Source organism: Thioclava sp. F36-7 (genome assembly GCF_002020075.1).
In the GTDB taxonomy this organism is placed as follows: Bacteria; Pseudomonadota; Alphaproteobacteria; order Rhodobacterales; family Rhodobacteraceae; genus Thioclava; species Thioclava sediminum.
Genome location: NZ_MPZR01000001.1, coordinates 395,022 through 409,070, shown reverse-complemented (window position 1 = coordinate 409,070; position 14,049 = coordinate 395,022). Strand labels below are relative to the sequence as shown.

Genomic DNA, 14,049 nt, shown 5'->3' with positions numbered 1-14,049 from the left:
TCCTTTTCATAACGTTGACAAATTGTCAGTAAAATGAAATCAAAGTCAACGATAAGTTTCAAAATCGCGGTCTGAGCCAGTGGAGATGCCCTGACATGACGCTCGAAGAAGCATTGCGGCCCGGAACGGCCCAAGCGCATCGGCCGCAGATTTTGCCGGCGGGCGGGAACGGGCTGCTTGTGCGGTTCGCGCTGGTCGCGGAGCCGCGTGCGATTGCGGCGGCGCAAAGCTTTCATCAGCGCGTGACGGAGAGCGATCTGGCCGGTCTGCGCGAGATCGTCCCGAGCCTCGTGTCGGTTCTGCTGCGTTTCGATCCGGAGGCGGTAACGCGAGCCGAGATGGCCGAGCGGCTGGAGACCCTGCTGTCCGAGGCCGATTGGCAGAGCGCCGCGCCGCATCCCGCGCAGCGTGTCTGGCATCTGCCCGTGGCGTTCGGGGGCGACCACGGCCCCGATCTGGAAGGGGCGGCGAAGCTTGCGGGTCTTTCCCCTCAGGCGGCCATCGACGAGATCACCGCGACCCCGCTGAGTGTTCTCGCCATCGGCTTCGCGCCCGGTCAACCCTATCTCGGTCTGCTGCCCGAGCATTGGAATCTCGCACGCCGGTCCGAACTGAACCCGCGCGTCCCGAAAGGCGCGCTCTGCGTGGCGGTGCGCCAGCTCGTTCTCTTCGCGAATGCCTCGCCCACCGGCTGGCATCAGATCGCACGGACAGCCTTCGATGTGTTCCGCCCCGACCAATCCGATCCCGTGCCGCTACACGCGGGCGACGAGGTTCGCCTCGCGCCGGTCTCCGGCACCGAGATGGCCGCCTTGTTGAAAGCGGACGATCCGATGGGCGGCGCGCGCTGCGAGGTGCGGTCATGAGCGGCGGATCGGTGATCCTGCGCACCCTCGGGCCAAGCGTGAGCGTGCAAGACATGGGCCGCCCCGGACGCATGGCGCAAGGCATCTCGCGCGGTGGTGCAGTCGATCCGCTGGCACTGGTCGAGGCGGCGGCGCTACTGGGATCGCGCAGCCCGCTTTCTGCGCTGGAAATGGCGGTGAGCGGCGGGCGGTTCGAAGTCACGTCGCCTTCGCGGATCGCGCTGACCGGCGCGCCGATGCAGGCGGAGCTTGACGGGCGCCCCTTGCGCTGGGGCGCGAGCCACAGAATGGAACCGGGCGAAGTGCTGTCGATCGGTGCCGCGCGCGCAGGCATGTTCGGCTATCTCACCTTCGCGGGCGGGATCGAGACGCCCGAAGTGCTGGGCAGCCGCTCGGCGCATCTCGCCGCCGGGATCGGATCGGCGTTGGAATCAGGTGCGCGCCTGCCGCTGGGCGTGGACCCCGAGCCTGATGCGCCCGCGATGGTTCTCACGCAGGACGACCGTTTCTCGGGCGGAACGCTGCGGATCATCCCGGGGCCGCAGACGGGCCTCTTCGACGAGGCCACCTTCTCGCGTCTCACCACGACCGAATTCATCCGCGCGCGGCAGGGCAACCGTCAGGGCGTGGCGCTCGAGAGCGATGCGCCTGCGCTGACTTCGGACAAGGCCAAGGGGCTCGCATCGGATGTGATCTTCGAGGGAGATATCCAGATGACCGGCGCGGGCACGCCCTATGTGCTGCTCGCCGAATGCCAGACCATCGGCGGCTACCCTCGGATCGGCACCGTGCTGCCCTGCGATCTGCCGCGCGTGGCCCAGGCCGCGCCGGGGACGAAGCTGCAGTTCAAAGCGGTGACGCTGGACGAGGCCGACGCGCTGACCCCGCGCTGGGAGGCGCAGCTGCAGGCGCAACGCGCCAAGCTGCGCCCGCTGATCCGCGATCCGCACGACATCCATGACCTGCTCGGCTACCAATTGATTAGCGGTGTGACGGCAGGGCGCGAGTTGGAGGAAGAGAATGGCTAAGATCGACCTGAACGCCGATATCGGCGAGAGCTTCGGCCCGTGGGTGATGGGCAACGACGCCGCGCTGATGGAGGTGATCTCCTCGGCCAATGTCGCCTGTGGGTTCCACGCGGGCGACCCGGATGTGATGGCGCAGACGATGCGCGCGGCGGTAGCCAATGATGTCGGCATCGGCGCGCATCCGGGCTTTGCCGATCTGCAGGGCTTCGGACGCCGGCGGCTTAGCCTCAGCGCCGAGGAACTGACCAATCTGGTGACCTATCAGCTGGGCGCAGCTCAGGCGATGGCCCGCGCGGCGGGTGGTGCGGTTCGGCATTTCAAGCTGCACGGGGCGCTGTCGAACATGGCCTCGGAAAATGCCGAGATTGCCCGCGCCTGCTATGCGGCGGCGCTGAAGGTGCAGCCCGACATTATCCTCGTCGTGCTGCCGCAAACCGCGATGGAACAGGTCGCGCGCGATCTGCAGGCCAATTGGGCGGGCGAGATTTTCGCCGACCGCGCCTATGAGGATGACGCTTCGCTGGTGGCGCGCTCGAAACCCGGTGCGGTGCTGCATGACGCCGAAGAGGTCGGCGCGCGGATCGAGACGATGCTGCGCAAGGGTGCGATCGTGACCGCGTCGGGCAAGGAAATCCCCTGCAAGATCGACACTGTCTGCCTGCATGGCGACGGGGCGGAGGCGCTGGCGATGGCGCGCGCTCTGCGCGGGCATCTGACCGGGGCCGGGTTCGAGATCGCGCGTTTCGGCTAAGGCAGGTCTGCGGTCAGATCATTCGCGCGCATCGCATCACGCGCGGCGCGTCATGTCCTGTGGGCACAGATCGTGGCGCTTCGCCCAATGCAGGAGCGTGTCGTCGAACTGCTCGGGCGGGACGCCTTCGAGCCCGGGAAATTCATGCAGAATGATCCGCAGCGCGCGGCGCTGATCCTCGGTGAGGTGGTCGTCGTGCCAGAGCCGATAGATGCCGCGCGGCAGGCGGCGCTCGGGTCGCGCGGTGCTGTAGAACAGTGCGAAGGGAATGGATTTCACCTGTGCCACGTAGCTTGATAATTGCGGCAGGAACTGCCCGGTGAACTCGTCGGAGCCGGGCGGGAAGACCTCGGCCAGCGCCATCACCGCACGGCCCTGCGCCGCCGCCTGCGTGGTGGAGAAAACGAAGCTCACCGCGAGCGTTAGCACCAGCATCCCTGTCACCCCTGTGATGACCGAGATCAGCGACCAGCCGGTGCCTGCGGGCGTCGCGTAGCCGCCACCCAGCGTCGAGAGCAGATGCCCCGCATAAGAGAGGCTGTCACCGAAGCTCGCTGCGGGCAGGCCCTTGGTCGTCTCCAGAGACCGGCTCGCGGCGAAGAAGATCAGGCTCCAGCCGAAGGCGACCATGATGATCCAGACGCCGCCGAGCCATGCCATCGTCACCGGGCCGCAGATACGATGCGCTAGCCGTGTGTGCCCGAAGCTGCGGATGCGCTTGAAGCCGAACCGCGCGATGGCCAGCGAGATTGCGCCGGACTGGCCCGCACCAAGCGCGCAGAGCAGAATGTCCCAAAGCGAGATCGCAACGATGGCGGCGCCGAGGAGGATCAGGAAAGTCGTCAAAACGGGCTCCGGAAGGTTGAAAGGAGGGTCAGGTCAGGCGGTCTCGGGCCTGACCAGCGGCAGGTAGTGGCGCCGTGTCATCAGCATCAGAACGGCCAGCAGCGGAGTCGCCAGCGCAAGGCCGAGCAGGCCGAAGAAGCTCCCCATCAAAAGCTGGAACGCGATGATGAGGGCCGGGGGCAGCGACATCGCCTTTTCCTGAATCTGCGGCGTGATCAGGTTGCTCTCGAGCGCCTGCACCGCGAGGTAGAGGACCACGACCCAAAGCATCGTCATCGGGCTGACCGTCAGGCCCATCGCCAAGGCGGGGATCGCCGAGAGGACCGGACCGATATTCGGAATGAAGGTCAGAAGTCCTGCAAGGATCGCAAGGATCGCCGCCAGCGGCACGTTCAGTAGCCACAGTCCGACAAAGGTCAGCAGGCCGATCACCGTCATCGAGATCAGTTGCGCAAACAGCCAGCCCGACAGCGCCGCCCAGCCGGTCGCGAAGCTCGCGACGACCCAGTCCCGCTTGGAGGCGGGGAAGAGTGCGGCGATCCCGCGCCGATAGAGCTGCGGCTCCACCGCGCCATACACACCGATGAACAGGATCAGCATCGCGTTCCCGATCACGCCGATCGACATCATCACGGTCGTGGCGGCGCCTTTGCTCGACGGGGCGATGGAGCCGAGGTCGATCGAACGCGTGATCGAATGCAGCCAGCCATGCGAGTCGATAAAGTCCTGCACCTGTTTCATCGCCTTGGGCAGGGCGGTCGTAAGCTGGTCGAGCTGATCGGAAAGGCCCTGCGCGGCATAGAGAAAGAACAGAACCGCGAGGCAGACCAAGATGATCGAATAGAGCGCGAGCCCCCAACCTTCGCGGATATGGAGTCTGCGCGCGATGGCGTTGCCGCCCATCCGCAGGAAGACCGCGACCAGAAGTCCGGCGAAGACCAGCAGCAGGATATCGGGCGCGATCAGCACCAGAAGCGCGAAGATCGCGATCGGCAGCCAGAAGGCGATCCGGTCACGCGAGACCTTCGCGCGCCGTCCGGCCGGCTTGGGGTCCGCATGGTCGGCGCGATGCGGTCCGGGGTCTGACATGGTGCTCTCCGTCGCGGCTTGTGTCGTGTGACAGGCCAACCTGTCGCGCGCGGCGTGGTTCCGTGCCCAAAGCGCGTCGCGGCGGAGAAATTGTCACCCGCCATGTGTCCGGCGCCGTATGCGCGCGAGCTGGGAGAGATGTCACAAAACATCGCGGAAGGGCTTGAAAATGTGTAAAAAAATGCATCCCGGTGAGCCGGTTGATTGTCTTATGTTAAAGATATGAACTTTTTTCGGCCGAGAGGCTGTTTTCGCCCTCAGAGAGAGGAACTGCCATGCGTAAGGAGGAGTTGCTCGGGCGAAACATCCCAACAGGGACAAACCCATTCAGCCGCCCAATTTCGGAGGTCTCTTTCGTCATGTCCGCCCGCCTCATCGTCGTCTCCAACCGTATCCCTTCCGAGGCCACGCCCTCGGGCGGGCTCGTGGTGGCGCTCCACGAGGCGCTGCGTGAGAAAGGCGGCATCTGGATCGGTGCGCATCCCGAGACGGGCCCGGAAGAGCCCGCACTCATCGATATGGGCGGGACGCAATATGACAAGCTCGCCTTCCGTCTGACCGAGGAAGACCGCGCGGCCTATTACTTGGGCTTCGCCAATTCCGTGCTCTGGCCGATCGCGCATCACCGCACCGATCTGGTCGAGATCAATCGCAGCTTCGACGAAGGCTACCTGCGCGTGAACCGCCGGATCGCGGAGCAGATGGCCGACGTGATCTCGCCCGAGGACCACATCTGGATTCACGACTATCATTTCTTCCCGCTGGCCGAGGAGCTGCGCAGGTTGGGGGTGACCAACCGCATCGGCTTCTTCCTGCATATTCCTTTCCCCAACATCACCGATCTCGATGTGTTGCCCGACCCGCCCGCCTTCGCGCGGTGGCTGGCGCATTACGACCTGGTCGGCCTGCAGACGCGGGCTGACGTGGCGCGATGCCTCGAGATGTTCCGCGCCGACCCACGGGCAGAAATGCTGCCCAACGGCGCGATCAAATTCGGCGCGCAGGAGGTGTCCGTCCGGTCTTTCCCGATTGGCATTTCAGCTGAGAGCTTCGCCCGGGCGGCGCAGGACTGCGCGCCGCCGCCCGCGCACGAATTGTTCGGAGACGCCTATGTCATCGGCGTCGACCGGCTCGATTACTCCAAGGGCTTGCCGCAGCGCTTCCGCGCGTTCGAGCGCTATCTGGAGACCTACGACACGGGGCCACGCGCCTCGCTGGTGCAGATCGCGCCACCCTCGCGCGAAAGCGTGCGGGCCTATCAGGAGATCACCGCCGATCTGCAGCAGATCGCGGGGCAGGTGAACGGGCGCTTCGGCGAGGTCCATTGGGCGCCGATCCGCTTCCTGCACCGTCCGGTGCCCCGCGACGAGATCGCGGGGCTGCTGCGCGGCGCACGGGCCGCGCTGGTGACGCCGCTTGCCGACGGGATGAACCTCGTGGCGAAGGAATATGTCGCAGCGCAGGACCCGGACGATCCGGGCGTGCTGGTGCTGTCGCGCTTCGCGGGCGCCGCCGAAGACATGACCGAGGCCCTGCTGGTCAATCCGCATGACGTCGACGAGACCGCCACGGCGATCCGTCGTGCTCTGACCATGCCGCTAGAGGAACGCCGCGCGCGCCACGCCGCCTGCATGGAAGTGGTCCACGCGACCGATACCGGCGCCTGGGCGCGCAGCTTCCTCGATCAGCTTGCTGCCTGCACACCCGCTTTGCGCATTACCGGACGCGCCGCCGCATGGCTGCGCGGCGAAGAGGGCCGGGAATTCGACGCCGCCGCGCATCGCTCTATTTCAAAGGAGGAGGCCTGATATGACTATGATGTCACGAAATATGGAGCCGACCGCGTCAGAGGAGGGCGCGCTCGTTCTGATGCTGCACCCCGGAAATTGCGATCTCGATTGCCACGGGGCGTTCATCGAAGCTCTCAAGGGCGACCGTGCCCATATCGTTTGCCTGTCTCAGGAAGGCGGCGGGCGTGGCGAGTTGATCGCCCGGCTTGGCGCCTGTGGCGCGACGCCGATCTGTGCGTCGTTCCTGACCTATGAAGATGGGGCGCTGTCCGATCCCGAGGAGCATGGTTCGATCGCGCATGTGCTGTCCTACATCATGCAGGCGCACAATCTGACGCGGATTTTCGTGCCCAAGCACAATGGAGATCACGCGTGCCACAGCGCAATCGAGGCGATCGCGCAGAACCTGTCGCGGATGACCGATGCGCCGGTCATTCATGAAGATGACCTGCCGAGCCAGAGCGAGATCGTGCCCGGCGGCGGCGATCCGAGCGGGAGCGGCACCCTTCTGAGCGCTTACGCCTGACCGACCCCGACCTGCGGCCCCGTGGGCACCTCAAAGAATAAACCGCCCGCGCATCCGAAGCTGCGCGAACGGTCCGGGAGCGGTCTGCCGTGAGGGGGACCTTCCGACAGACCTCCCCGTCACTGGGGCTTTTCACATAAGCCCATCACTCGGGCATGATCACCTTGTCGATCACGTGGATCACGCCGTTGCTGGCTTCGATATCGGCCTGGGTCACGCTGGCTTCATCGACCATCACGGCGGGGTCGGTTTTCACCATGACTTCCGAGCCCTGCACCGTCTTGGCCATCATCCCGTCGCTCAGATCGCCGGACATCACTTTGCCGGGCACGACGTGATAGGTGAGGATCGAGGTCAGCTTGTCCTTGTTCTCGGGTTTGAGCAGGTCGTCGACGGTGCCTTCGGGCAGGGCTGCAAAGGCCTCGTCGGTGGGTGCGAAGACGGTGAAGGGGCCTTCTCCCTTGAGCGTTTCAACGAGACCAGCGGCCTGCACGGCGGCCACAAGCGTCTCGAAGCTGCCAGCGTTCACGGCGGTGTCAACGATATCCATTCCGCCATGATTGTCGGCATGGGCGGGGGCGGAAACGAGTGCGGTACCGGCGAGCACTGCGGCCATGAAGGTTCTTCTCAGCATTCTCTTTCTCCCTGTGTTGGATCGTGGGCAGATCCGGTTGTGGATCGTGCAGGGGATACGGGAGATGTGGCGATGCGGATCACGCGCGGCTCGCAATTTCGCGCTTGAATGTGATGTGGCGTGAGCGGCGCGCTCAGCGCATGCCGCCGTCGAGAAGATGCAGCAGTTGCGCCTCGGCCTTGCGCAGCCCGTCGACCGCCGGCGCGGTTTGCGCGAGAGCGACAAGCGCCTCTGGCTCCGCCTCGGTCAGCGCGATCACCTGCGGGTGGATATAGGAATTGCGCGCGATCGTGGGTGTGTTGTGCAGTCGCTCAGAGGCGGCCTCTGCCATCGCCTTGATCGTCACCCGCCCGTCATCCGCCTGACGCAGCGCGGCCTCCAGCGCCGCCGCCGAGCCGTTCCACGTGCGGAAGGTCTTTGCGGTCAGCCCCTCGGCCCCGGTCCGGTCGGCGAGGAAAGCGTTTACCTCCTCCGAGCGCACCGAATGCGGGTCGCCGTCCTCGTCGATCCAGGTGATCAATTCGGCCCCGGGCAAATCGTCGAGCTGCGTCAGCGCGCGCTCCAAGGTCCTGTCGCGCAGCTCGCTTTCGATCTTCGTGCCGCCCTTGCCGGTGAAGGCCAGCCGCAGCGTGCCGCCGTCGAGCGTCATATGCGCGCCGCGCAGCGTGGTCGCGCCGAAGCTGCGGTTCTCGCGAGCGTAATCGGCATTGCCGACGCGGATCGCGGCGCGGTCCAACAGGGCGAGGACTGCGGCCAGCGCGAAGGCCTGATCCCCGGGGTCATGGCCGCGCAAATCGCTCAGGATCGACCGGCGCAGACGCGGCAGGACGGTGCCGAATTCCGCGAGCCGGTTAAACTTCCTCTGCGACCGAAACTCGGTCCAGTCGGGATGGTAGCGGTATTGCTTGCGTGCCCGCGCGTCGCGACCGGTCGCCTGCAGATGGCCGTTCTGCCGCGGGCAAATCCAGACATCTTCATAGGCGGGCGGCACGGCCAGTGCCTCGATCCGTTTGCGCTCGGTGCCGCGCGCGATGGTCGTCCCGTCAGGGGCCATATAGGAAAACCCGCGCCCGCAGCGCCTGCGCGTGATGCCGGGTCGGTCATCGGGATAATAGACGAGATCGGGCAGGTCTTTCATGGAGCGAAAACGCCGGGCGTATCGGCGCAGTTCCCGTTCCGCGCGCCTATTCTGTGGCGTTGCGAAGATCTTCAGGCCGGTCGATATCGCGGAGCGTGCCGGGCGGTAGCGCAACGCGTCGCAGGTCCGGCGCGCGTTGCAGCATCGCCCCGGCGCCCCGGTCGCCCGTCAGCCGCAAAACCGCACCGAACAGCCTGCGCGGGATCAGCGCCGGCGGCGCGAGGCGACCGTCCGAAGTGGCCATCGCCGGATGGGGACCGGGTGTCTTGAGAAGCTGGCGCAGATGCGCGCGCGAGACTTCGGGCATGTCGCCGAGCACGATCAGCAGATGGCTCGCGCCACTGGCTTGAGCGGCGCGGATCGCGCGGTGCAGGCTCGCGCTCTGGACGCGACCCGGTCCGATGCAGAGAAGGTCGAGCCCCGCGCCGCGTAGCTCTTTCGGCAGCCGGGGGCTGCGGGTGATCGCAGCGCGTCGATGGAGGCCAAGCCCTTGGAGCTTCCGTGCGGACCGCAGCACAAGCGCGGCTTCGCCGCCGCAGCGCGTGGCCAGCTTATCCCGCGCACCGAAGCGCCGCGACGCGCCTGCCGCCAAGACCACGCCCATGATCTTGCGCGCCAAGTCTCAGACCCGCGCGAGTTGCAGCACTTCGGCCAGCACCGAGACCGCCAACAGCCGCGGCTCGCGCGCCTGTTCGATCAGGCCGACCGGTCCGCGCAGCCGCGAAATCGCGGCCTCCGACAGCCCCTTGCGACGCAGCGCCACCGCGCGCTGGCGCGCCGTGCGGCGGCTGCCCTGCGCGCCGATGAAAAAGGCATCGCTTTCCAGAAGCTGCGCGAGGATCGGGATTTCCCGGTCGTGATCGTGGAAGAACAGCAGCGCCGCCATGCGCGGGTCGGGCGTGATGTCTCCAAGCGGATTGCTCCGGCGGAATTCGTGGCTCGTCACGCCGGGCAGACTTACGGGATCGGGCATGATGAGATCGGCCTGATAGCCTGCGCCCGCGGCGAGCTGCGCAAAGGTCTCGGCCTCCACCCCGGTGCCGAAAATCACGAAACGCGGCTCGGGCACGAGGTGCAGGCTCAGATCGGTTTCGGGCTGCGGCGCGAGCGTCAGGGTACCCTGCGCGCCCGACAGGTGCAGCGACAGCGGCATCCGAGCGTCAATCGCTTCGGCCATGCGCTCCTGATCGGCGACGGGCGGGGCAGGGATCACCGTGATGTCGAGCGCCCCGCCACAAGGCAGAACGAGGTCGATGAAAGGCGAGCCCTCGCCGTAGCGCAGATGCCGGGTGCAGCCGTCCTGCGCGACATTGTTCAGGTGGTGTTCGATATCGGCATCGATACAGCCCGCCGAGAGATGGCCGCGAATATCGCCCCGATCATCGAGGCTCATCGCAGCACCGAGGGGGCGATACCCCGCCCCCTCGATCCGTGTCAGAATGGCCAGCGCGGCGAGCCGTCCCGGCGCGGGCAACGGCATTTCCGCCATGCCCAACCGAGTTTCAGCGCGCGCACGCTGGCGAAGCGGACTACCGTCCATTGGCAAACCCCTTGAGAACCTTGTCCGGCGTGGCCGGATAGTGGCGCAGCCGTACGCCCGTCGCATTGTGGATCGCGTTGATCACCGCGGCCCCTGCGCCCGAGATGCCAAGCTCCCCCACGCCTTTGGACTGGATCGGGTTCGCCTCGTCATCGCGCTCGGGCAGGAAGACCACCTCCATCTCGCGCGGAATATCCGCGTGCGACGGAACGTGGTAATTCGCCAGATCGCGGGTGACGATATGGCCGGTCCGCGGATCGTGGCCGAGTTCTTCGTGCAGAGCCGAACCGACGCCCCAGACCATGCCGCCGACGGCCTGACTGCGCGCGGTCTTCTCGTTGAGCACGCGCCCGATGCCGAGCACGCCGAGCATCCGGCGCACCCGCACCTCGCCCGAGACTTCGTTGACCGCGACTTCGGCGAAATGGGCGCCGTAGCCAGCCGAGAAGTGGCTCTTGGCGGTCTTGCCGCCTTCGATCTTGCCCTCGGCGCTGATCGGATCGCTCAGCAGATCGACCAGTTTCGCGGTCTTGCCGCCGCCCGAGACCTCGCCATTGCCAAGGCTGAGCTCGTCGAACTTGCAGCCGAGCTTTTCGGCAAGCTGCTCGCGGATTTTGCGCGCAGCGAGGAAGACCGACGAGCCCGAGGAGGACGCCCCGAAAGAGCCGCCCGACCCGGACGCCCCCGGCAGGTCGCTATCGGCCAGATGGACCGAAACCTTGTCGATCGGCAGGCCCAGCATCTCGCCCGCGATCTGGCCGAGGATCGCGTAGCTGCCGGTGCCGATATCGGTCATGTCGGTCTCGACCAGTGCACCGTCCGCGCTGAGCGTCACGCGCGCCGCCGAGGGTACAAGGAAGTTCGCCCGCCCCGCAGCCGCGACGCCCATGCCGATCAGCCATTCGCCTTCGCGGCGCGTTCCGGTCTCGGGGCGTTGATCCCAGCCGAAGCGTTTCGCGCCTGCGCGCAGGCTGTCTTCCAGCGCGCGGGCCGAATAGGCCTGACCGGTGTCGGGGTGCTTTTCGGGAATGTTGCGCAGGCGCAGTTCCACCGGGCAGAGGCCCAGCTTCTCGGCCAGCTCATCCATCGCGGTTTCCAGCGCGAAGGTGCCAACCGCCTCGCCCGGCGCGCGGACCGAGCCCGTAGGCGTGCGGTGGTTGCGCGAGATGTGCTGACGCATCACCCTGTTGGGCGCGCCATACATGAAGCGGGTCGCGGCGTTGACCGGTTCGGAGAAGGCTTCCTCTTCGAGATTGGACACGCGGTCCTCATGGCCGATCCCGGTCAGCTTGCCGCTCGCGTCCGCCGAAAGGCGCAGGCGCTGCCATGTCTCGGTCCGGCGCAGCACGGCATCGAAGACGGTCTGACGGCTCAGCACGATACGCACCGGACGGTCGAGTTCGCGCGCGGCAAGCGCCGCCGCGACATGCTCGGAGGAAATGCCCAGCTTGGAGCCGAACCCGCCGCCCACATAGGGTGCGAGGATATGGACCTTGTCGGACTCGATGCCAACCGCATCGGCCAGCTCCTCCTTGTTGAACCGGACCATTTGGAGCGAGCCATGTAGAACGAGGCGACCGTCCTTCCACTCGGCGATACCCGCATGCGGCTCCATCGCCGCAGAAACGTGACCGGCCGTGGTGTATTCGAGATCGACTGACTGCGCGGCCTTCTCCATCGCGGCGTCGAGATCGCCTTGAATGCTCTCGCGATCTTCGTTCAGCTCGAGCTCCACGCCTGCCGGATCGACCGGCGCGCCGGGGTTCTGCTCGTAGTTGATCTTGATCCGGGCGGCGGCGTCGCGCGCGGTCTCGAAACTTTCCGCGACCACGAGCCCGATGGGCTGACCGTGATAATCGACGCGGTCGCCGGGCTGCACCGGCGCGGCGCCTGCCATGCCCTGCGCCGGGTTGCGCACGAATTCCGGGCCGTGGAACAGGCCCAGATAGCCGGGGAGCTTCTTCGCCTCCGTCTCATCAAAGCCGGTGACCTTGCCGCGTGTGATCGTGGCGCGCAGCATCACGCCATGCACCATGCCTTCAGGCTTGAATTCGGCCGCATAGGTCGCGGTGCCGGTCACTTTCAGCTTGCCCTCGGGGCGGTCGAGAGGCGCGCCCACCAGACCCTGTTTGGTTTCGTCGAGCAGCCGCGGCTGCGCTTCATCCATCGTGAACGTGTCGCTCATGCCAGCGCCTCCACCTTGTCCGTTCCGGTCGAGGCCGGGGCCATGCCCGTCGCCTCGCGCATCACCGCGACCAACGCGCGGCGGGTCATTTCGCGTTTGAAATCGTTGCCCTCGTCGGTGACCGCTTCGGCCAGAAGCGTATCGGCGGCCTTGCCGAACAGCTCCTCCGACGGGGTCTCGCCTTTGAACATCGCATTGACTTGCGCATCCGCCCAGGGGCGCGGCCCGATGCCGCCGAACGCAAGCGAGGCCTGCTTGATCGTCTCGCCCTCCATCTCGACCACGGCAGCGACCGAGACGAGCGCGAAGGCGTAAGACGCCCGGTCGCGGATCTTGCGATAGCTCTGCGTGGCGTTCGGCTGCGGGGCAGGGAGGATCACGGCGGTGATGATCTCGCCCGGCTTCAGGCAGGTCTCGATCTCGGGCGTCTCGCCGGGCAGTTGATAGAGCTCGTCCATCGCCACGGTGCGGGTTGCTCCATCGGTGCCACGGATTTCCACCTGCGCATCGAGCGCGCGCATCGCCACCGCCATATCGGAGGGGTGCGCGGCACTGCAGGCGGCCGAGGTGCCCAGGATCGCGAGCATCCGGCTGACACCGCCCTTGGCGGCGCAGCCCGCGCCGGGGTCGCGCTTGTTGCAGGCCATCGCCGGGTCGTAGAAATAGGGGCAGCGCGTGCGTTGCAGCAGGTTGCCGCCCGTGGTCGCCTTGTTGCGGATCTGGCCCGAAGCGCCCGCCAGCAGCGCGCGCGACAGAACCGGATAGGCGCGGCGCACCTGCGGATCGGCGGCAAGGTCGGCATTGCGCACCAGCGTGCCGATCTTCAGCCCGCCCTCATGCGGCTCGATCTTGTCCAGCCCGTCGATATTGTTGATGTCGATGACCGTCTCGGGGGTCATCACCTGCAGTTTCATCAGGTCCAGCAGGTTGGTCCCGCCCGCGATGAACTGCGCGGTCTCGCCCGCCTTGGAGGCCGCGTCATCGAGCGCGTTTGCGCGAAGATAGTCGAAAGGTCTCATCACTTCTCCTCCGCTTCGGCCACGCGCGAGATGGCCTCGCGGATGAAGGGATAGGCCGAGCAGCGGCAGAGGTTGCCGCTCATCCGCTCGGCGATTTCGGCGTCGCTCAATTCGGACTTGCCGGTGAGGCTGTCGCTGACATGGCTGGGCGCACCTTCGGCGGCTTCGGCGAGCATCCCCGTTGCGGACATGATCTGCCCCGGTGTGCAATAGCCGCACTGGTAGCCGTCGCAGGAGACGAATTCCTGCTGAAGCGGGTTGAGGTTGTCGGGCGTGCCGAGCCCTTCGATGGTGGTGATCTCGGAGCCTTCATGCATCACCGCGAGGCTGAGGCAGGAATTCACTCGCCGGCCGTCGACGAGCACGGTGCAGGCGCCGCATTGGCCATGATCGCAGCCCTTTTTCGAGCCGGTGAGTTGGAGATGGTCGCGCAGTGCGTCAAGCAGCGTCACGCGCGGATCGAGGTCGAGCGCGCGGGCCTCGCCATTGACGTGAAATGAAACCTTCATGGGGTCCCCCTTGTCCGGAATTCAGGTTTGGCGCAGCCGTCTGGGGAGGCGGGCGTTCAAACCAGCTTAATGGGGAACACCGCGCGCGCGGAACGGTTCCTGCGAGAAAACCCTCACGTTGCGGTGAG

Annotated in this window: 14 protein-coding genes; 5 read left to right on the top strand and 9 right to left on the bottom strand. The window is 66.3% G+C overall.

The genetic code is table 11. The annotated features are described in order from the left end of the window. Positions 1-95: 95 nt before the first annotated feature. Genes BMI89_RS01735 through BMI89_RS01725 form a run of 3 tightly spaced genes read left to right on the top strand, consistent with a single transcriptional unit; the run spans position 96 to position 2,645 of the window. Positions 96-866, top strand: a complete 771-nt coding sequence (locus BMI89_RS01735) for an allophanate hydrolase subunit 1 (protein WP_078569589.1) — start codon at positions 96-98, stop codon at positions 864-866. Beyond that, positions 863-1,894, top strand: a complete 1,032-nt coding sequence (locus tag BMI89_RS01730; protein ID WP_078569588.1) for an urea amidolyase — start codon at positions 863-865, stop codon at positions 1,892-1,894. The genes BMI89_RS01735 and BMI89_RS01730 overlap by 4 nt, the downstream gene beginning before the upstream one ends. Further along, a complete protein-coding gene (locus BMI89_RS01725) occupies positions 1,887-2,645 on the top strand; it encodes a 5-oxoprolinase subunit PxpA (RefSeq protein ID WP_078569587.1) in 759 nt (252 codons plus the stop codon). Before BMI89_RS01730 ends, BMI89_RS01725 begins: the two co-directional genes overlap by 8 nt. A gap of 36 nt (positions 2,646-2,681) precedes the next feature. Here BMI89_RS01725 and BMI89_RS01720 read toward each other — a convergent pair whose 3' ends face one another. Then, the gene (locus BMI89_RS01720) at positions 2,682-3,491 is read right to left on the bottom strand and encodes a hypothetical protein (protein ID WP_078569586.1); all 810 of its coding nucleotides are present in this window, start codon (positions 3,489-3,491) and stop codon (positions 2,682-2,684) included. A gap of 33 nt (positions 3,492-3,524) precedes the next feature. After that, entirely contained in the window at positions 3,525-4,580 is a 1,056-nt protein-coding gene (locus tag BMI89_RS01715; protein WP_078569585.1) for an AI-2E family transporter, read from the bottom strand. A gap of 359 nt (positions 4,581-4,939) precedes the next feature. Between BMI89_RS01715 and BMI89_RS01710 the strand changes: the two genes are divergently transcribed. Continuing rightward, complete coding sequence (locus BMI89_RS01710; RefSeq protein WP_078569584.1) at positions 4,940-6,388, top strand: trehalose-6-phosphate synthase; 1,449 nt, start codon at positions 4,940-4,942, stop codon at positions 6,386-6,388. A 1-nt stretch (position 6,389) separates the two neighbouring features. After that, positions 6,390-6,896 (top strand): hypothetical protein, encoded by a 507-nt coding sequence (locus BMI89_RS01705; protein WP_143593786.1) that lies wholly within the window; start codon positions 6,390-6,392, stop codon positions 6,894-6,896. 145 nt (positions 6,897-7,041) lie between these two features. On the opposite strand, the gene BMI89_RS01700 is transcribed toward BMI89_RS01705, so the two are convergent. The 7 genes from BMI89_RS01700 to BMI89_RS01670 form a co-directional block, all read right to left on the bottom strand. Further along, a complete protein-coding gene (locus BMI89_RS01700) occupies positions 7,042-7,530 on the bottom strand; it encodes a fasciclin domain-containing protein (RefSeq protein ID WP_078569582.1) in 489 nt (162 codons plus the stop codon). Between the two features lie 133 nt (positions 7,531-7,663). Next, a complete protein-coding gene (locus BMI89_RS01695; protein WP_078569581.1) occupies positions 7,664-8,668 on the bottom strand; it encodes a DNA topoisomerase IB in 1,005 nt (334 codons plus the stop codon). Between the two features lie 46 nt (positions 8,669-8,714). Continuing rightward, a complete protein-coding gene (locus BMI89_RS01690) occupies positions 8,715-9,287 on the bottom strand; it encodes a nucleotidyltransferase family protein (protein ID WP_078569580.1) in 573 nt (190 codons plus the stop codon). Between the two features lie 3 nt (positions 9,288-9,290). After that, entirely contained in the window at positions 9,291-10,208 is a 918-nt protein-coding gene (locus BMI89_RS01685) for an XdhC family protein (RefSeq protein WP_168176752.1), read from the bottom strand. Next, a complete protein-coding gene (locus tag BMI89_RS01680) occupies positions 10,198-12,393 on the bottom strand; it encodes a xanthine dehydrogenase family protein molybdopterin-binding subunit (RefSeq protein ID WP_078569578.1) in 2,196 nt (731 codons plus the stop codon). The genes BMI89_RS01685 and BMI89_RS01680 overlap by 11 nt, the downstream gene beginning before the upstream one ends. Next, the gene (locus BMI89_RS01675) at positions 12,390-13,412 is read right to left on the bottom strand and encodes a xanthine dehydrogenase family protein subunit M (RefSeq protein ID WP_078569577.1); all 1,023 of its coding nucleotides are present in this window, start codon (positions 13,410-13,412) and stop codon (positions 12,390-12,392) included. Before BMI89_RS01675 ends, BMI89_RS01680 begins: the two co-directional genes overlap by 4 nt. Further along, complete coding sequence (locus BMI89_RS01670; RefSeq protein WP_078569576.1) at positions 13,412-13,921, bottom strand: 2Fe-2S iron-sulfur cluster-binding protein; 510 nt, start codon at positions 13,919-13,921, stop codon at positions 13,412-13,414. Before BMI89_RS01670 ends, BMI89_RS01675 begins: the two co-directional genes overlap by 1 nt. Positions 13,922-14,049: the final 128 nt, after the last annotated feature.

Bases quoted from the DNA above. Each gene is read 5' to 3' on its own strand.
- BMI89_RS01735 (WP_078569589.1), top strand. From the start codon at position 96: ATGACGCTCGAAGAAGCATTGCGGCCCGGAACGGCCCAAGCGCATCGG.
- BMI89_RS01670 (WP_078569576.1), bottom strand. From the start codon at position 13,921: ATGAAGGTTTCATTTCACGTCAATGGCGAGGCCCGCGCGCTCGACCTC.
- BMI89_RS01680 (WP_078569578.1), bottom strand. From the start codon at position 12,393: ATGAGCGACACGTTCACGATGGATGAAGCGCAGCCGCGGCTGCTCGAC.
- BMI89_RS01710 (WP_078569584.1), top strand. From the start codon at position 4,940: ATGTCCGCCCGCCTCATCGTCGTCTCCAACCGTATCCCTTCCGAGGCC.
- BMI89_RS01700 (WP_078569582.1), bottom strand. From the start codon at position 7,530: ATGCTGAGAAGAACCTTCATGGCCGCAGTGCTCGCCGGTACCGCACTC.
- BMI89_RS01725 (WP_078569587.1), top strand. From the start codon at position 1,887: ATGGCTAAGATCGACCTGAACGCCGATATCGGCGAGAGCTTCGGCCCG.
- BMI89_RS01715 (WP_078569585.1), bottom strand. From the start codon at position 4,580: ATGTCAGACCCCGGACCGCATCGCGCCGACCATGCGGACCCCAAGCCG.
- BMI89_RS01695 (WP_078569581.1), bottom strand. From the start codon at position 8,668: ATGAAAGACCTGCCCGATCTCGTCTATTATCCCGATGACCGACCCGGC.
- BMI89_RS01730 (WP_078569588.1), top strand. From the start codon at position 863: ATGAGCGGCGGATCGGTGATCCTGCGCACCCTCGGGCCAAGCGTGAGC.
- BMI89_RS01675 (WP_078569577.1), bottom strand. From the start codon at position 13,412: ATGAGACCTTTCGACTATCTTCGCGCAAACGCGCTCGATGACGCGGCC.
- BMI89_RS01685 (WP_168176752.1), bottom strand. From the start codon at position 10,208: ATGGACGGTAGTCCGCTTCGCCAGCGTGCGCGCGCTGAAACTCGGTTG.
- BMI89_RS01705 (WP_143593786.1), top strand. From the start codon at position 6,390: ATGACTATGATGTCACGAAATATGGAGCCGACCGCGTCAGAGGAGGGC.